General features: G+C 70.4%; 18 protein-coding genes. 13 read left to right on the forward strand and 5 right to left on the reverse strand.

Annotated elements, in window-relative coordinates:
- Nucleotides 1-293: 293 nt before the first annotated feature.
- Nucleotides 294-1805 (forward strand): FHA domain-containing protein, encoded by a 1512-nt coding sequence (locus tag AB0K12_RS43400; protein WP_364574276.1) that lies wholly within the window; start codon nt 294-296, stop codon nt 1803-1805.
- A 105-nt stretch (nt 1806-1910) separates the two neighbouring features.
- Here the strand turns inward: AB0K12_RS43400 and AB0K12_RS43405 are convergent, their stop codons facing one another.
- The 3 genes from AB0K12_RS43405 to AB0K12_RS43415 form a co-directional block, all read right to left on the reverse strand.
- The gene (locus AB0K12_RS43405) at nt 1911-2747 is read right to left on the reverse strand and encodes a sugar nucleotide-binding protein (protein ID WP_364574278.1); all 837 of its coding nucleotides are present in this window, start codon (nt 2745-2747) and stop codon (nt 1911-1913) included.
- Nucleotides 2748-3017: 270 nt separating this feature from the next.
- Nucleotides 3018-3521, reverse strand: coding sequence for a hypothetical protein (locus AB0K12_RS43410; RefSeq protein ID WP_364574280.1), 504 nt, complete (start codon nt 3519-3521; stop codon nt 3018-3020).
- 223 nt (nt 3522-3744) lie between these two features.
- Nucleotides 3745-4839 carry a GNAT family protein gene (locus AB0K12_RS43415; RefSeq protein WP_364574282.1) on the reverse strand — a complete coding sequence of 365 codons (1095 nt, stop codon included), beginning with the start codon at nt 4837-4839 and terminating at the stop codon, nt 3745-3747.
- 55 nt (nt 4840-4894) lie between these two features.
- Here AB0K12_RS43415 and AB0K12_RS43420 point away from each other — a divergent pair, with 55 nt between their 5' ends.
- From AB0K12_RS43420 to dop, 6 genes are all read left to right on the forward strand, one after another.
- Nucleotides 4895-5746, forward strand: coding sequence for a tRNA (adenine-N1)-methyltransferase (locus tag AB0K12_RS43420; protein ID WP_364574284.1), 852 nt, complete (start codon nt 4895-4897; stop codon nt 5744-5746).
- Between the two features lie 204 nt (nt 5747-5950).
- Nucleotides 5951-7714, forward strand: coding sequence for a proteasome ATPase (arc, locus tag AB0K12_RS43425; RefSeq protein WP_364574286.1), 1764 nt, complete (start codon nt 5951-5953; stop codon nt 7712-7714).
- 292 nt (nt 7715-8006) lie between these two features.
- Entirely contained in the window at nt 8007-10400 is a 2394-nt protein-coding gene (gene hypF / locus AB0K12_RS43430) for a carbamoyltransferase HypF (RefSeq protein WP_364574288.1), read from the forward strand.
- A 10-nt stretch (nt 10401-10410) separates the two neighbouring features.
- Nucleotides 10411-11436, forward strand: a complete 1026-nt coding sequence (locus AB0K12_RS43435) for a pyridoxal-phosphate dependent enzyme (RefSeq protein WP_364574290.1) — start codon at nt 10411-10413, stop codon at nt 11434-11436.
- Between the two features lie 22 nt (nt 11437-11458).
- Complete coding sequence (locus AB0K12_RS43440) at nt 11459-12583, forward strand: acyltransferase (RefSeq protein ID WP_364574292.1); 1125 nt, start codon at nt 11459-11461, stop codon at nt 12581-12583.
- Between the two features lie 86 nt (nt 12584-12669).
- Nucleotides 12670-14184, forward strand: a complete 1515-nt coding sequence (gene dop, locus AB0K12_RS43445; RefSeq protein ID WP_364574294.1) for a depupylase/deamidase Dop — start codon at nt 12670-12672, stop codon at nt 14182-14184.
- Between the two features lie 42 nt (nt 14185-14226).
- Here the strand turns inward: dop and AB0K12_RS43450 are convergent, their stop codons facing one another.
- Entirely contained in the window at nt 14227-14610 is a 384-nt protein-coding gene (locus AB0K12_RS43450) for a hypothetical protein (protein WP_364574317.1), read from the reverse strand.
- A 166-nt stretch (nt 14611-14776) separates the two neighbouring features.
- On the opposite strand from AB0K12_RS43450, the gene AB0K12_RS43455 reads away from it, so the two are divergent.
- Nucleotides 14777-14986: a ubiquitin-like protein Pup gene (locus tag AB0K12_RS43455; protein WP_355428146.1), complete on the forward strand. Its 210-nt coding sequence runs from the start codon at nt 14777-14779 to the stop codon at nt 14984-14986.
- Between the two features lie 31 nt (nt 14987-15017).
- The gene (locus tag AB0K12_RS43460; RefSeq protein WP_364574297.1) at nt 15018-16016 is read left to right on the forward strand and encodes an endonuclease VII domain-containing protein; all 999 of its coding nucleotides are present in this window, start codon (nt 15018-15020) and stop codon (nt 16014-16016) included.
- A gap of 9 nt (nt 16017-16025) precedes the next feature.
- Here AB0K12_RS43460 and AB0K12_RS43465 read toward each other — a convergent pair whose 3' ends face one another.
- A complete protein-coding gene (locus AB0K12_RS43465) occupies nt 16026-17120 on the reverse strand; it encodes a DNA polymerase IV (protein ID WP_364574299.1) in 1095 nt (364 codons plus the stop codon).
- A gap of 196 nt (nt 17121-17316) precedes the next feature.
- Here AB0K12_RS43465 and prcB point away from each other — a divergent pair, with 196 nt between their 5' ends.
- The 4 genes from prcB (at nt 17317) to pafA (ending at nt 21295) form a co-directional block, all read left to right on the forward strand.
- Nucleotides 17317-18165 (forward strand): proteasome subunit beta, encoded by an 849-nt coding sequence (gene prcB, locus AB0K12_RS43470; protein WP_364574301.1) that lies wholly within the window; start codon nt 17317-17319, stop codon nt 18163-18165.
- Between the two features lie 22 nt (nt 18166-18187).
- Complete coding sequence (gene prcA / locus AB0K12_RS43475) at nt 18188-19030, forward strand: proteasome subunit alpha (RefSeq protein ID WP_364574303.1); 843 nt, start codon at nt 18188-18190, stop codon at nt 19028-19030.
- Between the two features lie 250 nt (nt 19031-19280).
- On the forward strand, nt 19281-19805 hold the full coding sequence (locus AB0K12_RS43480; protein ID WP_364574305.1) for a hypothetical protein: 525 nt from the start codon (nt 19281-19283) through the stop codon (nt 19803-19805).
- A 131-nt stretch (nt 19806-19936) separates the two neighbouring features.
- Nucleotides 19937-21295 (forward strand): Pup--protein ligase, encoded by a 1359-nt coding sequence (gene pafA / locus AB0K12_RS43485; RefSeq protein WP_364574307.1) that lies wholly within the window; start codon nt 19937-19939, stop codon nt 21293-21295.
- The last annotated feature ends 85 nt before the right edge of the window (nt 21296-21380 follow it).

Consider the following 21380-nt stretch of genomic DNA (forward strand, 5'->3'; position numbering starts at 1 on the left):
TTTCGCGCCGGCCGCCGCCGGTCCCCGTGCGATTTCTGCGATGCGACGACTGGCCGATAGTGTTCTGTTTGGCCAAACTTGCACAGTTAAGAGGTTTGTTGCGGCCCACCGGTTCATCGAATCGAGACGACGGGGCCGCGACACGGCCTCTGCGTCTGGGTATGCGTATGGCTGGTGGCCGGCACGGCAGTGCGGGGTGCCGTAACATCGCCGGCTTCCGGGGAGGAGAGTTGAGTGACCGAGCGCAGCGAGGGCACCGATGAGCGCAGCACGGTCGTCTTGAGGGAGGACGCATGACCGGCCATGGATTCGGAGTGGTGCGTCCGCTTCCCGGAAACGGGCTCGTCGCCTACACCGGCGGCCTGCTGCTGGTGTGCGACTCGGCCGAGTCCGCCGCCGACGCGCTGCTCGAGGCGCTGCGCGAGACGGCCGAATCAGGCGGCGACGGCCGCGCCCTGGCCCGCCGCGCCGCGCAGGTGCTGGCGGCCAACATGGCGGGCGACCCGGCCACCTGCGCCGTCGCGGGCCCCGTCGGCGACGGCGTCGCCGTCCTCGTCAGCGGCTCCGCCTCCGCCACCGTCACCACTCCTGGCGGCGACACGCGGCTGGCCGGCAGCGACTCCCTGACCTGGGCCGACCGCCTCGTCACCGGCCCCGTCGACCGCGTCGAGCTCAGCCTGCCCGGCGCCGGCAGCCCCCACCACGCCGTCCGCTTCGACGGCGGCGTCGTCCACGGCGGCGGCCTCATCGGCGACCTCACCGACCAGCCCGCCCCGCAGGCGCCGGCCCCGGCCAGGATGCTGACCAGCGAGATGCCGGCCACCGGCCTGCACATGGAGCCCGACCTCATCCAGCCGCCCGCCCAGCAGCCGCCGCCCGCCCCGCCGGAGCCGGTGCAGCAGCCCGCCGAGCAGCGGCCCCCCTACCCGCTGGCCGACCAGCCCCCGTTCACGCCTGGGCCGCAGTCGGGCCCCCAGCCCGCCCACTCGGGTCCCCAGCCCGTCCACCCGGCCCCCGAGCCGCCGCCCTACCAGCCCGAGCCCTCCTACCAGCAGCAGGACTCCGGCTACCACGAGCCGCCCGCCTACCTCACCCCTCCCGAGCCGCCCTACCCGCCGGCGCAGGAGCAGCAGCCGTCGCTGCCCGAGCAGCAGCAGTTCCCCACCTACGACGAGCCGCAGCCCTCCGGCAACGGCTCGGGCGACCACCCGGTGCCCCAGCACATGGGCCCGCCCGACCACTACGACCAGCCCGCGCCGCCCGTGCTCGGCCCGCCCGACCAGTTCGACCACCCGGGCCCGCCGCAGCAGGAGCAGCCCGAGCAGGGCGACCGGCCGATGGTCTACGGCGTCGACTGCAAGAACGACCACTTCAACGACCCGCGCGTGCCCTACTGCGCGGTCTGCGGCATCGCCCTCGTCCAGCGCACCCTCGTCCCCTACAAGGGCCCGCGCCCCTCGCTCGGCGTCCTCATCCTCGACGACGGCACCGCGCTGCCCCTCGAGAGCGACTACCTGCTCGGCCGCGACCCCGAGCGCGCCCCCGAGGTGGCCGGCGGCAGCGCCAGGCCCGCCAAGGTGACCAGCCCCGACGGCTCGGTCTCCCGGCGCCACCTGCGCGTCGCCCTCGACGGCTGGGACGTCAACCTGGTCGACCTGGGCTCCGTCAACGGCACCCAGATCCAGCCGCCCGGCGACCCCAACTTCTACGACATCCCGCCCAACGAACCCGTCACCATCGCACCGGGCACCACCGTCCGCGTCGGCGTCTCCCGCACCCTCCGCTTCGAGGCCCACCGCGGCTGACCCCGGTCTCCGACGCCAGGGCGCCCGCCCCTCCGGACCCGTCCCGGAGGAGCGGGCGCTTCGCGTTGGATTGAGGTGCGGGCGGAGCCGCGTGCCGTCGAGCTGTCAGGACCGGGTGGGCTTGAGGAACTCCGAGGCGCCGCGGAGGCGGACCCGGAGACGACGCTGGGTGGCCGAGCAGTCCAGGTTGACCACCAGCGGGCCCCGCACTCCTGCGGCGGCGCGGAGGCCGGGGCGCAGGAGTTCCTCCGGCAGGCCGTCTCTGCGGGCGATGAGCAGGCCCAGCTCATAGCGGCTCACGGCATCGGGGCCCGCCACATGGTGGGCGCCGGGCAGGTCGCGCTCGGCGAGCTCCAGCAGGGCCGCCGCCAGGTCCGCGACGTGGACGGGGCAGCGTACGTCGTCCGTGAACAGCACGCCCGAGGCCGAGCCGGTCGCCAGCGCGCGTACGAACGTCTCGTGCGCCGAGGCGCCGCCACCGACGATCAGGGACGTCCTGACGATCGCCGCCCCGGGCACCAGGGCCCGCACGGCGGTCTCGGCCGCCGCCTTGGCCGCCCCGTACGGGTTGACCGGGTCGGGCGGGCACGTCTCGTCATAGGAGGGGGCGTCTCCGGAGAAGACGGCGTCGCTGGAGACGTGCACCAGCCGGCCACCCGAGCCGGCGACCGCCGCCGCCACGTGCGCCGCCCCGTCCGCCGTGGTGGCCCAGTCACCCGGCCGGTACGCCGCGTTGATCGTCACATCGGGACGGAACCCGCCGACCACCTCCGCCACGGCCGCCCGCGACCGCACATCGACAGGGAACCACTCGGCCGGCGAGGACCCGCCGCCCGCCCGCCCGCTGAAGCGGGTCGCACCCACCACGTGGCCGAGGCCGGCGCACAGCCGGATCAGCTCGCCGCCCAGGAACCCGCTGCCACCCACGATCAGCACCCTCATGAGCGGCCACGCTACAACCTCCTCAGGAGGAGGCCGGATCCCCGGCGCGGTCGGGGATCCGGCTGCCCGCGGGAGAGCGGCGGAATCACCGGCGAAATCCGCAACTCCCGGAAATTCGCATTACTCTTTCCGTCCGGCCCAATAGGAAGATCTTTCCGTACGGGAACGCGATTACCGGCCGCGTCCACGGGGAAAAGCACCCCGGAACCGGTCCTCCCGATTCCGCGATCCGGCCCGTCCCGAAGCAGCCGGGGGGATCAGAGCGGGGGATCAGAGCGGAGACGGCCGGAAGGCCCGTACGCCGCGCAACAGCCGCACCGCCGCCTCCATCCCGATCGCCGCCTCCAGAGCCCGGCCCGCCGCCGTCGCGTACCGGCTCAGCAGGTGCTCGTCGGCCTCGCAGAACTCCCGCCCCGCGACCCACACGAACGCGTGATCGCGCGCCGGCACCGGCACGGACATCGCCAGGAAACCGGGCTCGCCCACCGGCTCGTCCCTGGCCAGGCGCAGCGCCTGCCGGGAGGTGGCCAGCTCCTTCAGCACCCCCGACTCGCGCAGCCACGCCCGCACGCGCAGCGGGTCGCCGGGCGGGCCGTGCACGTGGACGCAGCACGCGTCCTGCCGCAGCGGGTCCACGCGGACGAACCCGGCGTACGCGGTGCCCGCGACCGCGGCGGCGGCACGCGCCAGCCGATCGATCAGGTCCGTGAGCTCCACGCCGGAGAACACGGTGATGAGTTCACGCACGGCGACATCGACACGGTTGTATGGCATCGCGGTGATCCCTCGAGGCGGGAGGCGGCGAGCTCGCGCAGCCCGTTCGCACGAAACTCACCTGCGGGTTCCCTGACTATCGCCCCCGACGCGGCTCTTGACCAGCCTCCAACAGGAAATCGGGATTTTTGCTCACTCGTGACGCTCGTCCCGTCACGGAGGCCCCACCCGTCCCCGAGCCGGCGCCGTCGCCGGCCCCTGCCCGGCCGCGCCTCATCGCCGCTCAGGACCCGGAGCGTACGACCGCCCAGTAGACGTCGTCGGCCCGCGTCCCGTCCCGCCGCGGCAGCAGCTCCCGGTGCAGCCCCTCCCGCTGGAACCCGGCCCGCTCCAGCACCGCGTGCGAGGCCGTGTTCGTGACGTCGGTGCCGGCCACGATGCGGTGCAGCGGCGTCGCCGCGAACGCCCAGTCCACCAGCAGCCGTACGGCCCGCGTCATGAACCCGCGCCCGCGGAACTCCGGCACCAGCGAGTAGCCGATCATCGCCTGCCCCAGCGCCGGCGCGACCTGCATGAGCTGCAGATGCCCCGCGAAGGAGTCGGAGGCGGCGTCCCTGATCGCCAGCTCGATGCGCTGCCCCGACCGCCACCAGTAGCCGGTGTAGCGGCAGCGCCGCTCGTCGTCCTCCAGCGAGGTCGGCGGCCCCACGGAGAAGGCGGACACGCTCGGCTCGGCCATCATCCGGTGGAAGTCGCCCGCGTCGCCCGGCCCCATCGGCGCGAGCCGCACCACGCCGTCGCTCAGCTCACCGCCGGGGAAGAACGGCAGGTACGGCTCGGCGCCCGCCACCCCCTCGCCCCGCAGCCTGGCGAACGTCACGACGTCGGCCCACCGCCCGTCACGCAGCCGCACCGCGTCACGCCGTCGGCCCTCCTCGACGAACCCGGAGCGGTAGGCCATCCGCAGCGCCGGCACGTTCTCCACCTCGGCCTGCACCTCGACCCTGCGCACCCCGTGGTCGAACAGCCAGTCGGTCACCGCCCGCACCGCCGTCGCCGCCACGCCGCCGCCCCGGGCCCACGGCGCCACCAGGCAGCCCAGCCCGGCCGTCTCGTAGTGGTCGGGCGGGCTCGCCCAGACGCCGCCGGCGTAACGGCCGTCGCGGACGATCGCGTACGCCGCCCCGCCGTCCTCCCACCGCACCGCCGCCCGCTTGACCTCCGCCAGCGCCTCCTCCACCGCGTACGGCCGGGGCAGCCACGGCAGGAACCGCCCCGTCACCGCGTCGCCGCACGCCTCGGCGATCGCCGCCGCGTCCGCCTCCACGGGGGGACGCAGGATGAGCGGGCCGGTGGAGATCACGTCGCGAGGGAGCATCCCCCATAGATATCGTGCGTCCTGACGCGCCCGAAAGCCCTATAACCTTGCCGCCATGGGTTTCCGCAGGCATGGGCCTTTCCAGGCAGGGGATCAGGTGCAGCTCACCGACCCCAAGAACAAGCGCCACACGATCACGCTCAAAGAGGACGGCGTCTTCCACACCCACAAGGGCGCCATCCCCCACAGCGACCTGATCGGGCAGCCCGAGGGCTCCGTGGTGCGCTCGTCCGGCGGCACCCAATACCTCGCCTTCCGCCATCTGCTGCAGGACTACACGCTCGCGATGCCGCGCGGCGCGGCGGTCATCTACCCCAAGGACGCCTCGATGATCGTCGGCATGGCCGACATCTTCCCCGGCGCCCGCGTCATCGAGGCCGGCGTCGGCTCCGGCGCGCTGACCTGCTTCCTGCTGCGCGCGGTCGGCCCCGACGGCCACGTCACCTCCTACGAGCGCCGCGAGGAGTTCGCCGACGTGGCGCGCAAGAACGTCGAGAAGTTCTACGGCGGCCCGATGGACGACAACTGGCGCCTGGTCGTGGGCGACCTCGTGGCCTCCATCGACGAGGCCGACGTCGACCGCGTCATCCTCGACATGCTGGCCCCGTGGGAGTGCGTCGACGCCGCCGCCAAGGCCCTCACGCCGGGCGGCGTGATCTGCTGCTACGTCGCCACGACCACGCAGATGTCCAAGACGGTCGAGGCCATTCGCGATCACGGGTGTTTCACCGAGCCGCATGCGTGGGAGACCCTGGTTCGCGACTGGCATGTCGAAGGGCTCGCCGTACGGCCTGATCACCGCATGATCGGCCACACCGGGTTCCTCGTCTCGGCCCGCCGCATGGCCGACGGCGTGACCCCGCCGCCGCGCCGCCGCCGACCGAAGGGGACGACTGAAGAACTATGACAATTTGGCCACGAGGGCGCGTTGGTGCGTGACACGGGAACAGATCGCAGTGTTCCTATGCTGGGAGTATTAAACGCACTATTGGGGATTATTCGCCGAATACTGAATGTCACTCTACGAACACTGCCCGGCCAGGTTACGGAGGGGCCCGAGATAGGTAAGGTCCTTAGTAGTCGCCCTCGACTGGGAAGGAGGTGACGGGGCGTGGCAGCTCGCGATGATGCTGAGGCTCGAGCCGCGCAGCGCGAACGGGAGGTCGCTGATCTTTCAACACAGGTCTCCTTCCTCCAGGAGGAGATCACCGCGCTGAGGCGGAAGCTGGCCGAGTCACCCCGTCAGGCCAGGGTCCTCGAAGAACGTCTCCATGAGGCGCAGGCGAATCTCGCGGCCGTGACAGGCCAGAACGAGCGCCTGGTCGCCACACTCAAGGAGGCCCGGGACCAGATCGTCGCTCTCAAGGAGGAGGTCGACCGGCTGGCGCAGCCGCCATCCGGCTTCGGCACCTTCCTCGAGGCCAGAGAAGACGGCACGATCGAGGTGTTCACCGGCGGCCGCAAGCTCCGGGTGAACGTCAGCCCGTCCGTCGACGTCGACTCGCTGCGGCGTGGCCAGGAGGTCATGCTCAACGAGGCGCTCAACGTGGTCGAAGCCCTCGGCTACGAAGAGGTCGGCGAGATCGTGATGCTCAAAGAACTGCTCGACGAGGGCAAGCGGGCCCTGGTCATCTCGCACGCCGACGAAGAGCGCGTCGTGCGACTGGCCGAGTCGCTCGTCGGCCAGCCCATCAGGGCCGGCGACTCGCTCCTGCTCGAACCTCGCTCCGGCTACGTCTACGAGCGCATACCCAAGTCCGAAGTCGAAGAGCTCGTGCTCGAAGAGGTCCCCGACATCTCCTACGAGGAGATCGGCGGCCTCATGCGGCAGATCGAGCAGATCAGGGACGCCATCGAGCTGCCCTACCTGCACTCCGACCTGTTCCGCGAGCACAAGCTCCGTCCCCCGAAGGGCGTGCTGCTCTACGGCCCGCCCGGATGCGGCAAGACGCTCATCGCCAAGGCCGTCGCCAACTCCCTGGCCAAGCAGGTCGCGGAGAAGACCGGCCAGTCCGGCAAGAGCTTCTTCCTCAACATCAAGGGCCCGGAGCTGCTCAACAAGTACGTCGGCGAGACCGAGCGGCACATCCGCCTGGTCTTCCAGCGCGCCCGCGAGAAGGCCTCAGAGGGCACCCCGGTGATCGTGTTCTTCGACGAGATGGACTCGATCTTCCGCACCCGAGGCTCCGGCGTGTCCTCCGACGTGGAGAACACCATCGTCCCTCAGCTGCTGTCGGAGATCGACGGCGTCGAGGGCCTGGAGAACGTCATCGTCATCGGCGCCTCCAACCGCGAGGACATGATCGACCCGGCGATCCTGCGGCCCGGCCGCCTGGACGTCAAGATCAAGATCGAGCGGCCCGACGCCGAGGCGGCCAAGGACATCTTCTCGAAGTACCTCGTCTCCGACCTGCCTCTGCACCCCGACGACCTGACGGAGCACTCCGGCTCCCGCGAGGCCACCATCCAGGGGATGATCCAGAGCGTCGTCGAACGCATGTACACCGAGAGCGAGGAGAACCGCTTCCTCGAGGTGACCTACGCCAACGGCGACAAGGAAGTCCTCTACTTCAAGGACTTCAACTCCGGCGCGATGATCCAGAACATCGTCGACCGGGGCAAGAAGATGGCCATCAAGCAGTTCCTCGAAACCGGCCAGAAGGGCCTGCGGGTGCAGCACCTGCTCACGGCCTGCGTGGACGAGTTCTCCGAGAACGAGGACCTGCCCAACACCACCAACCCCGACGACTGGGCCCGCATCTCCGGCAAGAAGGGCGAGCGGATCGTCTACATCCGCACGCTGGTCTCCGGCAAGCAGGGCACAGAAGCCGGCCGGTCCATCGACACCGTCGCCAACACCGGCCAATACCTGTAGAACCTCTCGGACGGCAGGGCCGCGCGGCCACCACCGCGCGGCCCTGCCGCATCTCCACGCCCCGCTCGCACCTCGGCCGGCCCTCACCGAGTGGGGACGGTGGGCCATTTCGGACAGGCCGTAGTGCCTCGGACGCGGCGCAGGTTTCGGACCTGCCGGTGGGTTTCGGACGTGCGCCCAGCCCTCACACGTGTCGCGTACGTCCAGGAAGGACGGAAACGTCCCTCCATGCGGCGCGCCGACACGAGCCGATACGCATGCACGCCACCCCCGACAGGCGCACACTGGCCCTGTGACCACGCTCAAACGGGTAGACGTGCACGTCGAAGGCATCGTCCAGGGGGTGGGCTTCCGCCCGTTCGTCCACTCGCTCGCCAACCGCCTGGGTCTGTCCGGCCGGGTGCGCGGCGACGTCACCGGCGTGCACATCGAAGTCGAGGGCGCCTGCCAAGGCGTCGAGGAATTCCTCACCGCACTCGAACGCGACGCCCCCGCCCTGTCCGAGATCGAGCGCGTCACCGTCGTCAGCGGCGAACCCGCAGGCCACCGCGGCTTCACCATCGCCGCGACCGACCCCGCCAGGCCCCGCGCCGCCACCCTCGCCGACACCGCCACCTGCGACGACTGCCTGCGCGAACTGGCCGACCCCACCGACCGCCGCCACCGCTACCCCTTCACCGGCTGCGCGAACTGCGGCCCCCGCCTCAGCATCACCCGCGCCCTGCCCGGCGACCGGCCCCACACCACCATGGCGCCCTTCACCATGTGCGCCGACTGCGCCCGCGAACACGACGACCCCGCGAGCCGCCGCCACCACGACCCCGCCACCTGCTGCCCCGCCTGCGGCCCCACCCTGACGCTGCGCGACCCGCGCGGCACCGAACTGTGCGGCGACCCCGTCGCCTGCGCCGCCGCCCTCCTGCGCGCCGGCCGCGTCGTCGCCGTCAAGGGGCTCGGCGGCTACCACCTCGCCGTCGCCGCCACCGACGAACGGGCCGCCGCCACCCTGCGCGGACGCAAGCACCGGGCGGAGGAGCCGTTCACCGTCATGACCGCCGACCTCGACCAGGCCCGGCAGTACTGCGTCATCGACGACACCGCCGCCGCCCTCCTCTCCAGCCCCACCAGACCCGTGGTGTTGCTACCCCTCCGCCCAGACGCCCCCATCGCCCTCTCAGCGTCCTCGGGCGCGCTGGGACGCCGCACGCTGGGGATCACCCTCCCCGCCACGCCGCTGCACCACCTTCTGCTCGCCGAACTCGGCGCGCCCCTGGCGCTCACCGGCGGCGACGTCGCGGGGGAGCCCCTCGCCTACGAGGACGCCGACGCGCTCACCCGCCTGTCCGGCATCGCCGACGCCTTCCTCACCCACGACCGCGCCATCCACAGCCGCGCCGACGACACCGTCCTGCGGCCCATCGCCGGCGAGATCACCGTGCTGCGCCGCGGCCGTGGTCACGCCCCGGAACCCATCACCCTGCGCCGCCCCGCCCCACGACCCGTCCTCGCCTGCGGGGCCACCGTCGCCGGCACCTTCTGCCTGCTGCAAGGGCGCCGCGCCCACCTCTCCCAGCACCTCGGCGACCTCGACGACCACGACACCCTGCGCACCTTCACCGCGACCATCGGCCACTACCAGGCCCTGCTCGGCATCCACCCCGAGATCGTCGCCCACGACGCGCACCCCGGCCACCTCGCCACCCGCCACGCCCTGGAGCTCACCGGCGTCGACCACGTCGCCGTCCAGCACCACCACGCCCACGTCGCCGCCTGCCTGGCCGACAACGGCGACCTCGGCCCCGTCATCGGCGTCGTCCTCGACGGGCTCGGGCACGGACCCGACGGCACCCTGTGGGGCGGCGAGTTCCTGCGCGCCGACCTCACCGGCTACCAGCGCCTCGCCCACCTCGCCCCGGTGCCCATGCCGGGCGGGCCCGCCGCCGCCCGCCGCCCCTGGCGCATGGCCGCCGCCTACCTGCGCGGCCACCCCTGCGACCCCGAGCTGCGCGACCGGCTCGCCGGCGCACTCCAGCAGGCCGGCACCGGCCAGGAAGCGCCGCTCACCTCCTGCGCGGGCCACCTGTTCGACGCCGTCGCCGCGCTGCTCGGCCTGCGCGACACCATCACGTACGAGGGGCAGGCCGCCGCCGAACTCGAACAGCTCACCGACCCAGCCGAAACCGGCGCCTACCCGGCCGCCCTGAGACAGACCGCCGGACTCATGACCGCAGGGCCATCCCCGGCCGGGCCGGCCGCCGCTGAGCCGGCCCGCGCTGAGCCGGCCCGCGCTGAGCCGGCCCGCGCTGAGCCGGCCCCCGGCGAGCCGGCCTTCGCCGGGCTCGCCCCCGTCGGCGGCCTCCTCGTCCTGGAGGCGGCCGATCTCGTGCGGGCCGCCGCCGACGACCTCACCGCCGGCACCGACCCCGCCGTCATCGCCGGACGCTTCCACAACGGCCTCGCCGCCGCCGTCACCCGCACCTGCGCCGCGCTCAGGCAGGCCACCGGCCTGACCGCCGTCGCGCTCACCGGCGCGCTCTTCCAGAACGCGCTCCTGCTCGAACGCACCCTGCAGCGGCTGCGGGCGGCCGGGTTCCGGGTCCTGCGGCACGTACGCGTGCCACCCGGCGACGGCGGGCTCAGCCTCGGCCAGGCCGCCGTCGCCGCCGCCCGCGACCACCCCGCCTAGCATGGCGATCATGGAGTTCCTCAACCCCGCCCGCACCCCGTACACCGCGGACGACCGTGCACTCATCGGGGCCGGGCACGCCAGGCGGGCCCGCGCCCGCTTCGCCCGCCACCCCCGCTACCGGCCCACGCCCCTGCGCACCGTCCCGGGGCTGGCCGGCACCCTGGCCGCCGACGTCAAGGACGAGAGCGGCCGCATGGGGCTCGGCAGCTTCAAGGCGCTCGGCGGCGCGTACGCCGTCCACCTGCTCCACGAACGCGAGCCCGGCGGCGCCCCGTTCGTCTGCGCCAGCGCCGGCAACCACGGCATCTCCGTCGCCTCAGGAGCCGCGGAGGCGGGCGTCCCCTGCGTCGTCCACCTCGGCGAAGGCGTGCCCGAGACGTTCGCGGACCGGCTGCGCGGCCTCGGCGCCGAGGTACGCCGCAGCGGCCCCGACTACGAGGCCAGCATGGCGGCCGCCCTGGACGACGCCAGAACGCACGGCCTGCGCCTCGTGTCCGACAGCTCATGGCCCGGCTACACCGACGTCCCCCTCGACGTCATGCGCGGCTACACCGTGCTGTTCGACGAGGCCGCCGAGACCGGGCCGTACACGCACGTGGTCGTCCAGGCGGGCGTCGGCGGGCTGGCCGCCGCCGCGGCCGGATATGTACGCGACCGGTGGGGCGATCGGCCCAAGATCGTCGTGGTCGAACCCGAGGGTGCGCCCTGCCTGACCGAGAGCGCCCGCGCGGGCCGCCCCGTCCGCGTCCCGGGCGGCCACACCACACTCGGCCGGCTCGACTGCCGCGAACCCTCGCTCCTCGCCCACCGCCTCCTCGGCCACCTCGCCGACCTCTACGTCACCGTCACCGACGAGCAGGCCGGCGCCGCCGCCCGGCTGCTCGCCGGCCACGGCATCGCTCTGTCCGGCTGCGGCGCCGCGGGAGCCGCCGGCCTGCTCGCCCTCACCCCCGCCGCCCGCGACGCCCTCGGCCTCGACGACACCTCACGTGTGTTGCTGGTGGGAACAGAGGGACCAGTGGAACCAGAGTGATCACTGATACGTCAAAGATGGCGTGCACGCTCCGAACCGGCCCAGACACGCACGGGAGAACGGCCGGTTGGCCGAGCTCGACCTGCTGCGCTTCCTCGCCGCCCTGGCCGTCGTCGCCTTCCACTACCTGGTCGCCTACGCCAGCGTGTGGGGAGACCGGCCCGCCGAACTCTTCCCCGCACTGGCCCCCCTCGCGGGCTTAGGCATCCTCGGCGTCGAGCTGTTCTTCATCATCAGCGGGTTCGTCATCCTCATGAGCGTCTGGGGACGCGGCCTCGGCGCGTTCGCACGATCCAGGCTCGTCCGGCTCTACCCCGCGTACTGGCTCAGCCTGGCCGCCATCGCCGTCCTCTACGGGCTCACCGCCGCCAAGCCGCTCAACCCAAAACTTTCCCCAGCCGAATACCTGGTGAACGCCACCATGTTCCAGCGGCTGTTCAAGATCACAGATGCCAGCGGCGTCTACTGGTCGCTCTGGGCCGAGCTGCGCTTCTACCTCCTCATCGCCATCCTGGTGATCGTCGGCGTCACGTACCGGCGGGTGCTCGTCTTCGGCGGCGTCTGGCTGGCCGCCGTCGTCATCGCCAGGCAGCTCGAGAACCCCGTGGTCGACGAGATCGTCATGCCGAAGTACGCCCCCTACTTCGTCGCCGGCATGGCCCTCTACCTCATCCACAAGCACGGCAACGCCTGGCTCCCGTGGCTCTACGTGCTCGCCGGATACGGCCTGTCCTGGGAATCCGCGCTCGGCCGCGTGCACAGCAGGATCGACGCCGCCGGGTTCAAGAACATGCCGGTCACCGACGCCGGCGTCATCGTCACCATCACCCTCGTCTTCGCCGCGACGGCCCTCGTCGCCCTCGGCCTCGTCCGGCTCAGGCCCTCCAGGCTGCTCACCGCGCTCGGCGGCACGACATACCCGCTTTACCTGTTCCATAGCGTCATCGCGGTCGCCCTCATCCCCTTGCTCGTCGGGGATCTTCCCCCCTGGGCGGTCGTCACGATCACGACCCTGACCGCCATCGTGGTGTCGTATCTCGTCTACTCCTTTGCCGAACGCCCCATCCAGCGGCTACTCAAGCCCCGCAGATCCCCGCAAATCACATCAGCTCCGGTTGTACAGGTTGAAAAGGCGTCGGTGCCATAACTCTGTGACCCTGGGGCACTGTGAAGGGCATAGGCTCGGGCATATAAACGGCGGATAGACAGACCCGGACGAACAGAGGGTGTTGCATGACGGTGCGTCGGGTGATGGGCATCGAGACCGAGTACGGCATCTCCGTACCCGGCCAGCCAGGCGCCAACGCGATGGTGACCTCCTCACAGGTCGTGAACGCCTACCTGGCCGCCTCGGCGGCCCGCGCGCGCAGGGCACGATGGGACTTCGAGGAGGAGAACCCGCTGCGCGACGCGCGCGGATTCGACCTGGCCAGGGAGGTGGCGGATCCGACCCAGCTCACCGACGAGGACCTCGGGCTGGCCAACGTCATCCTCACCAACGGCGCCAGGCTCTACGTCGACCACGCCCATCCCGAGTACAGCTCGCCCGAGTGCACCAACCCCCGGGCAGCCGTCATCTGGGACAAAGCCGGCGAAAGGGTGATGTACGACGCCGCGACCCGCGCGTCCGCCATCCCCTCCAACGCCCCCATCCAGCTCTACAAGAACAACACCGACGCCAAAGGCGCCTCCTACGGCTGCCACGAGAACTACCTCATGCGGCGCGCCACCCCCTTCGCCGACATCGTCCGCCACCTCACCCCCTTCTTCGTCTCCCGCCAGGTCGTCACCGGCGCCGGCAAAGTCGGCATCGGCCAGGACAGCCGCGGCGAAGGCTTCCAGATCAGCCAGCGCGCCGACTTCTTCGAAGTCGAAGTAGGACTCGAGACCACCCTCAAACGCCCCATCATCAACACCCGCGACGAACCCCACGCCGACCCCGAGAAATACCGGCGCCTCCACGTCATCATCGGCGACGCCAACATGTCCGAGATCAGCACCTACCTGAAACTCGGCTCCACCGCGCTCGTCCTCGCCATGATCGAAGAGGGCTTCCTCACCCGCGACCTCGCCGTCGAAAACCCCGTCCAAGCCCTGCGCGCCGTCTCCCACGACCCCAGCTGCCGCTACGAGATCCCCATGCGCGACGGACGCAAGCTCACCGCCGTCCAGCTCCAGATGGAATACCTCGAGCAGGCCCGCAAATATGTCGAAGAGCGCGGCACCGCCCAAGACGAGATGAACAAGGACATCCTCGACCGCTGGGAATCCGTCCTCACCCGCCTCGCCGAAGACCCCATGCAACTCGCCCGCGAACTCGACTGGGTCGCCAAACTCGAACTCCTCGAGGGCTACCGCAGCCGCGACGGCCTCGCCTGGTCACACCCCAGACTCCAGCTCGTCGACCTCCAATACAGCGACATCCGCCCCGACCGCGGCCTCTACAACCGCCTCGTCGCCCGCGGACGCATGCAACGCCTCGTCACAGAAGAAGAAGTCCAGCGCGCCGTCGAACACCCGCCCACCGACACCCGCGCCTACTTCCGCGGCCGCTGCCTCAGCCAATACAGCGAATCCGTCGCCGCCGCCTCCTGGGACTCCGTCATCTTCGACATCCCCGGCCGCGAATCCCTCCAGCGCGTCCCCACCCTCGAGCCCCTCCGCGGCACCAAGGCCCACGTCGGCGAACTCTTCGACCGCTGCCGCACCGCCGCCGACCTCGTCTCCGCACTCACCGGCGGCGAATGACACCAGGCCCCCTGGCGGACACCCGCCAGGGGCGGCCCGCACTCACAGCAGGCCCACCCCCAGCGTCAGCGTGCCCGCCGCCAGCGACACCCCACCAGCCACCGCCAGCCAGATCAACCGGCTCGGCCTCGTGTCCCGCGGACGCACCACCGACAGGAAGAAACCCAGCGGCATCAGGATCGGCGCCGCCGCGATCAGCACCCGCGCCGCCATCCGCGCCGGCTCCGGCAGCCCCGTCTGGTCCACGTACAGCATCGCCACCAGTGCGAACAGCACCAGCACGCCCGCATGCGCGTGCCCGGCCCGCCACAGGCCGCGGCGCACCGGGTTGTCCAGGTAGCCGGGGACGTTCCGCATGAGGAACGTCAGCAGCGTCGTGCCGCCGTAGGCGACGAGCGGGACTGTGATGAGGAGCACACCGGCCATGGTCAACGACATTTCGGACATCTCACACCTCCTGTGGATACGGGGATCCAGTATTGGATAGTTTCGCTATCCAGTCAAGCCGGCAAGATCGCGGGGCGATCGGCGCGAAATGTCGCCCGGTTCGGGGAAGATATGCCTAGAGGCAGTCCCCCAACGGAGGTAGGACATGGCAACCAAGGACACCGGTGGTCAGAAGCAGACCGGGCGGCGCGAGAACGAGGTCGAGGAGACCGAGGCATCGGTGGCGCCGGACGTCCAGGAGCGTCAGGAGAAGCTCACGGACGACGTCGACTCCATTCTGGACGAAATAGACGAAGTTCTCGAAGAGAACGCAGAGGAATTCGTGCGCAGCTACGTCCAAAAGGGCGGGGAGTAGGGCAAAACGGACAGGCATAAGGGGTAATCGGGTGGAAACGCCGGACGGATTGAAGTGGTGTCCTGACTGTCAGGAAGTGAAAGAGCTTGCTGCGTTCGGGGCCAACAAGCGCATGTCCGATGGGCGGGCGCGCTACTGCAAGGTCTGCTTCCGGCGGCGTTCCACCGCGAGTTATCGCAAACGCAAGGCCGAACAGGGGAAAACCGTGCGCGAGCGGGTGCAGGTGCCCGAAGGGTGCAAGTATTGCCCCCGTTGTGCGGACGTGAAAAGCACGACCGAGTTCGGCAGTAACAACGCGATGAAAGACGGCCTGACTGCTTACTGCCGCCCGTGCCACACCATCGTGACGCGGGAGAACAAGGTCAAGAAGTACGGGAGCGAGCGAAACTATCTGCTCCAGTACCGCTATGGGATCACCGAGGACGACTTCGGGCGCATGCTCGCCCGTCAGGGCGGGCTCTGCGCCATCTGCCAGGTCGTTCCCGGGACGTTCGTCGATCACTGTCACGCGACCGGCAGGGTGCGTGGCGTGCTCTGTTTCAACTGCAACAACGGGCTGGGGCATTTCACCGACAACCTGGTGTTGCTGGAGCTGGCCGCGCTCTATTTGGAAGGGGAGGTGCTCTGGCCGGAGTTCGTGGTCCTTCCTGAGGGGCGTGGTGATTCTCCGGTGGCGCCGTCGCGGACATATCACTTGTCGCGGCGTTATCGCGTGCGGCATGAGGACGTCGAGCGGATGATTGCGGCTCAGCACGGGTTGTGCGTGGTGTGCTGGGATCGGCCGCCGGAGCATGTGGATCATTGTCATCGGTCGGGGGCGGTGCGGCATGCGTTGTGTTTGCCGTGCAATACCGGGATCGGGCAGTTCCGTGATGATCCGGGGGTGGTGCGGCGGGCGCTTTGCTATGTGGAGGCGACGGTCGGGGATTTCGGTGAGGTGGCGGTGTCGGATGAGGAACTGGAGGAGCTGATCAGGGCCGAGGAGGAGTTGCGGTCGGAGTTCTATGCGCGGGTGACGCGGGTGGGGTGAGGGGTGGTGTCAGGGGCCGGGAGTGGGGCCCGGCTCTGGTTCTTCTGAGGTGGTGGGTGGGTCGGGCATCGTGTACTCCACGGCCACGCCTATGAGGCGGATGGGGCGGGTGAGGTCGTGGCGGGCGAGGGTGGTGTGGGCGGCCTCGGTGATGGCGGCGGGGTCGGTGGTGGGGGTTGTGAGGGTGGTCTGGCGGGTTCTGGTCTGGAACGGGGTCGTGCGGATCTTGACGGTGACGCGGGTGATCTCGCGGCCGGCTTCTCGTGCGTCGTGGGCGACCTGGGTGGCGAGGGTGGTGAGGTGGGCGGCGACGGCGGCCGGGTCGGTGAGGTCGTGGGTGAAGGTGGTCTCGCGGCTGTGGCCGCGGGCGATCCAGGGGGTGGTGACGACTTCGGCTTCGCCTTTGCCGAGTGCGAGGTAGCGGTACCAGGGGCCGTTGGTGGGGCCGAAGTGGCGGGCGAGGTCGCGGGGGTCGGCGGCGGCTAGCTGGGCGACGGTGTGCAAGCCGTGGGCGGCGAGTTTTCTGGCGGTTTTGGCGCCGATGCCCCAGAGGGCGTCGGTGGGGCGGTCGTTCATGACGTCGGCCCAGTCGTCGCTGGTGAGGCGGTGGATGCCGGCGGGTTTGGCGAAGGCGGAGGCGAGTTTGGCCTGGTGCTTGTTGTCGCCGATGCCGATGGAGCAGTCGAGGTGGGTGCGGCGGCGTACGTCGTGCTGGAGGGTGGCGGCGAGGGTTTCGGGGTCGTCGGTGGTGGCGCCGATGAAGGCTTCGTCCCAGCCCCAGACTTCGACGCGGACGGGGTGTTCGCGCAGGACGGCCATGACGCGTTGGGAGGCGGCCTCGTAGGCGGGTGGGTCGGTGGGCAGGAAGACGGCGTCGGGGCAGCGCCTGAGCGCGGTGCGGAGGGGCATGCCGGAGTGGATGCCGTGTTCGCGGGCTTCGTAGGTGGCAGTGGCTGCGACGGTGCGTGGCTGGGTGGGGTCGCCGGTGCCGCCGACGACGACGGGTCTGCCGCGGAGTTCGGGGTGGCGCAGGAGTTCGACCGCGGCGATGAACTGGTCGAGGTCGAGGTGCAGGATCCAGTCTCGCTGGGGCGTGGTGCCCATGTCGCCAGTATGGCGTGAGCGTGGCGGCGGGCTGGGGGAGTGGTTGCGGAGGGCGGTTACCGACCTTTCGGGCGTACGGAATCTTTCGGGCGGCAGGGCGATCCTGGTTCGCCGTGAGCTGATCGTGGGAAGTGCAGACAGCAACCCAACATGAGTAGGGTCGCCCTAGGAACACTGAACGTTTGGAGGGAGTCGCGTGGCATCGCACAGGGATCTGCCCGTCGGCTTGGTGAATCAGCTTTTCCAGAACACCGGGAGTTCCTCGTTCACGGAGTTCGTCAGCTCGTACGCGCCCGAGTTGCTGCCACGGCGCGACGAGATGCTGGCCACCCCGATCGGCGACCAGGTTCCGCACGCGACCACGATCGTGGCCGCCACCTTCGCCGGTGGCGTGGTCATGGCGGGCGACCGGCGGGCCACGTCCGGCAACATCATCTCGCAGCGTGACGTGGAGAAGGTGTTCCGCGCCGATGACTATTCGTGCATGGGCATCGCGGGCACGGCCAGCACGGGTCTTGAGTTCGCCCGCCTCTACCGCGTGGAGCTGGAGCACTACGAGAAGCTCGAGGGCCGCACGATGTCGGTCCAGGGCAAGGCCAACAGGCTCGCCACGATGATCAGGGGCAACCTGGCGATGGCGATGCAGGGGCTGGTGGTGGTGCCGCTGTTCGCCGCCTACGACCCCGACAAGGACGAGGGCCGCATCTTCAGCTACGACGTGGCGGGCGGGCCTTACGAGCGGGAGCGGTTCGACGCGATCGGCTCAGGCTCGATCTTCGCGCGTGGGTCGCTGAAGAAGCTCTACCGCGACGGCTCGACGGCCGACGACATGGTGATGACGCTGATCCAGGCGCTCTACGACGCCGCCGACGACGACTCGGCGACCGGTGGGCCCGACGTGACCAGGAAGATCTGGCCGGTCGTGGCCGTGATCGACGCCGACGGCTTCCGCCGCCTGTCGGACGACGAGGTGAGCACCTACGTCCAGCAGATGCTCGACGCCCGCCTGATCTCGCCCGACGGTCCCATCGCCCCGCTGCGCTAAGCAAAGGATCACCACTGTGTCCATGCCATTCGGATATGCGTCCCCCGAGCAGATCATGCGGGACAAGGCCGACTACGCGCGCAAGGGCATCGCGCGGGGCCGTTCCGTGGTCGTGCTCCAATATGTCGACGGCATTCTGTTCGTGGCGCCCAACCCGTCGAGGGCGCTGCACAAGATCAGCGAGATCTACGACCGCATCGGCTTCGCGGCCGTGGGGCGCTACAACGAGTTCGAGGAGCTGCGGCTCGGCGGCATCCGCTACGCCGACATCAACGGTTACACCTATGACCGTTCCGACGTGACCGGGCGCGGCCTGGCCAACCTCTACGCCTCCAACCTGGGCCGCATCTTCACCGAGTCGATCAAGTCGCTCGAGGTCGAGGTCGTCGTGGCCGAGGTGGGCGAGACGAAGGACGGCGACGCGATCTACCGCCTGACCTTCGACGGCTCGGTGTTCGACGAGCACGGTTTCGCGGCGATGGGCGGGCAGGCCGAGGCCGTGGCGTCCCGGCTGAAGGAGCGTTACCGCGAGTCGATGACGCTGGCCGACGCGCTGGAGGTGGCGCTGACCGCGCTGACCGAGCCGGGCGGTGAGCGGCCGCCGGTGGGTCAGCTCGAGGTGGCGGTGCTCGACCGCAACCGTGAGCACCGCAAGTTCCTGCGGCTGACCGGGGCGCGGCTCGATCGGCTGCTCGCCCAGACCTCGACCCCGCCGGCCGATGCGGCAGAGCCTTCGGGCGAGCCCTCGGGTGAGTCCTCGGGTGAGTCTGCCGGGCCGAGCGCGCCGTCGTCCGGCGACAAGCCGTCCACGCCGCCGCCCACGGGTCCCGAGGGTCCGGTGGACGACGGTTCGTCGCCGCTGTAGTTCCTGACGTCATCCGGTGGGGCCGCCGATCCGGCGGCCCCACTGTCGTGTCCGGCTGCTCCCGGCGCTTCAGGAGGCCCCCGGGCGGGCCGTGAGGGGCCCGTTGCGGGCTTTGAGCGCCGGTGGGGCGTCTGGGGTTCCGTTGCGGGGTGGGAGGGCTCCCAGGCGCGGACGTGAGGGCCGGGGGAGTGTGACCTGTTTCACTGTGATACGTCCGAACTTGCCGGGCCGCTCGTGGATCTTAAGAGCCGTGACAACTCCACTACGTGGCCTGCTGGTGGCCGGAGCCGCCGCCGCCGTGCTGTTGGCCTCCGGTGCGCCGGCACAGGCGGCCCCCGCGATTCCGAAGTTCAAGGCGCCGAAGACCTTCGGCACCTCGTTCCAGCCCGACCCGAAGCACGACTTCACCAAGGGCATCCACTCCCGCCGCAACGGGATCCTGCGCGGCCAGATCGTCGCGGTGCGAGGCGGCGTCGCCGAGTACGTGCCGGTCAAGTGGAAGAAGGGCAAGCACACCGAGGGCTACTTCGCGGGCCCGCCCGAGGGCGACGCGATGGCGTACGCCTCGCGCATCGCCAAGGACGTCGTCTACCTGTCGGCGCTGGGCTGCAAGGCCTCCCAGGCGGAGCTGACGGTCAGCCTTAACAGCAGCCTGGGCGTCAAGCGGTGCTCCAGGGCGACGCTGATCAAGCGGCACGGGAAGACGCCGCGGCCTTCGCTCATCACCGTCTACAAGGGGCAGATCGTCAAGGTTCAGGAGATCTTCACCCCCTGACGTACGTCGTGGACGACCCGCGCCCCGTGGGGGCGGGCGCGGGGGACGAAAACGCGTCTCGCGGGACCCGGACCGGAAAACACGTGCGAAGATCTCTCCCGCTCGCCGATCCGTGGGCATAGTGTGAGGTGATGGATCGTCGCATCTTCGGGCTGGAGAACGAGTACGGCGTGACCTGCACGTTCAGGGGCCAGCGCAGGCTGTCCCCCGACGAGGTCGCGCGCTACCTGTTCCGGCGGGTCGTGTCCTGGGGCCGATCGAGCAACGTCTTCCTCCGCAACGGCGCACGTCTCTATCTCGACGTGGGCAGCCATCCTGAGTACGCAACACCCGAGTGTGACAACGTCATCGAGCTCGTCACCCATGACAAGGCCGGGGAGCGCATCCTCGAGGGCCTGCTGGTGGATGCCGAGAAGCGGCTGCGCGAAGAGGGCATCGCCGGTGACATCTATCTGTTCAAGAACAACACCGACTCGGCCGGCAACTCCTACGGCTGCCACGAGAACTACCTGGTGGGCCGGCACGGCGAGTTCGGCCGGCTGGCCGACGTGCTGATCCCGTTCCTGGTGACGCGGCAGATCGTGTGCGGCGCGGGCAAGGTGCTGCAGACGCCGCGCGGCGCCGTCTACTGCGTCTCCCAGCGGGCCGAGCACATATGGGAGGGCGTCTCCAGCGCGACGACGCGGTCCCGCCCGATCATCAACACGCGGGACGAGCCGCACGCCGACGCCGAGCGGTTCCGCCGCCTGCACGTCATCGTGGGCGACTCCAACATGAGCGAGACGACCATGCTGCTGAAGGTCGGCGCGACCGACCTGGTGCTGCGCATGATCGAGTCGGGCACGGTGATGCGCGACCTGTCGCTGGAGAACCCGATCAGGGCGATCCGCGAGGTCTCTCACGACATGACGGGCCGGCGGCGGGTGCGGCTGGCCAACGGGCGCGAGGCGTCGAGCCTGGAGATCCAGCAGGAATACCTGTCGAAGGCGAAGGACTTCGTCGACCGCCGCGGCGGCGACGCCATCGCCCACCAGGTGCTGGAGCTGTGGGAGCGCACGCTGACCGCGGTCGACACGGGCAATCTCGACCTGGTGTCGCGGGAGATCGACTGGGTGACGAAATATCAGCTGATCGAGCGTTACCGCCGCAAGTACGACCTGCCGCTGTCGTCGCCGCGGGTGGCCCAGCTCGACCTGGCCTACCACGACGTGCACCGTAAGCGCGGCCTGTTCTACCTGCTGCAGAAGCGCGGCTCGGTGGAGCGGGTGGCGTCCGATCTGAAGATCTTCGAGGCGAAGTCGGTGCCGCCGCAGACGACCAGGGCGCGGCTGCGGGGCGAGTTCATCCGCAAGGCGCAGGAGAAGCGGCGCGACTTCACCGTCGACTGGGTGCATCTCAAGCTCAACGACCAGGCGCAGCGCACGGTGCTGTGCAAGGACCCGTTCAGGAGTGTGGACGAGCGGGTCGACAAGCTGATCGCCGGGATGTGATCGGCGGGCGCCCCGGAACCACGCCCCGGAACCACGCCCCTGAACCGCGGTGTGGTTCCGGGGTGGCAGGCGGGTCGTCCGGCGG

The organism is Nonomuraea sp. NPDC049419, from assembly GCF_040676995.1.
Taxonomy (GTDB): Bacteria; Actinomycetota; Actinomycetes; order Streptosporangiales; family Streptosporangiaceae; genus Nonomuraea; species Nonomuraea salmonea.

What these genes read in the sequence shown, in the direction of transcription:
- AB0K12_RS43400 (WP_364574276.1), top strand. Translation starts at nt 294, where the DNA reads ATGACCGGCCATGGATTCGGAGTGGTGCGTCCGCTTCCCGGAAACGGG.
- AB0K12_RS43405 (WP_364574278.1), bottom strand. Translation starts at nt 2,747, where the DNA reads ATGAGGGTGCTGATCGTGGGTGGCAGCGGGTTCCTGGGCGGCGAGCTG.
- AB0K12_RS43410 (WP_364574280.1), bottom strand. Translation starts at nt 3,521, where the DNA reads ATGCCATACAACCGTGTCGATGTCGCCGTGCGTGAACTCATCACCGTG.
- AB0K12_RS43415 (WP_364574282.1), bottom strand. Translation starts at nt 4,839, where the DNA reads ATGCTCCCTCGCGACGTGATCTCCACCGGCCCGCTCATCCTGCGTCCC.
- AB0K12_RS43420 (WP_364574284.1), top strand. Translation starts at nt 4,895, where the DNA reads ATGGGTTTCCGCAGGCATGGGCCTTTCCAGGCAGGGGATCAGGTGCAG.
- AB0K12_RS43435 (WP_364574290.1), top strand. Translation starts at nt 10,411, where the DNA reads ATGGAGTTCCTCAACCCCGCCCGCACCCCGTACACCGCGGACGACCGT.
- dop (WP_364574294.1), top strand. Translation starts at nt 12,670, where the DNA reads ATGACGGTGCGTCGGGTGATGGGCATCGAGACCGAGTACGGCATCTCC.
- AB0K12_RS43450 (WP_364574317.1), bottom strand. Translation starts at nt 14,610, where the DNA reads ATGGCCGGTGTGCTCCTCATCACAGTCCCGCTCGTCGCCTACGGCGGC.
- AB0K12_RS43455 (WP_355428146.1), top strand. Translation starts at nt 14,777, where the DNA reads ATGGCAACCAAGGACACCGGTGGTCAGAAGCAGACCGGGCGGCGCGAG.
- AB0K12_RS43465 (WP_364574299.1), bottom strand. Translation starts at nt 17,120, where the DNA reads ATGGGCACCACGCCCCAGCGAGACTGGATCCTGCACCTCGACCTCGAC.
- prcA (WP_364574303.1), top strand. Translation starts at nt 18,188, where the DNA reads ATGCCATTCGGATATGCGTCCCCCGAGCAGATCATGCGGGACAAGGCC.
- pafA (WP_364574307.1), top strand. Translation starts at nt 19,937, where the DNA reads ATGGATCGTCGCATCTTCGGGCTGGAGAACGAGTACGGCGTGACCTGC.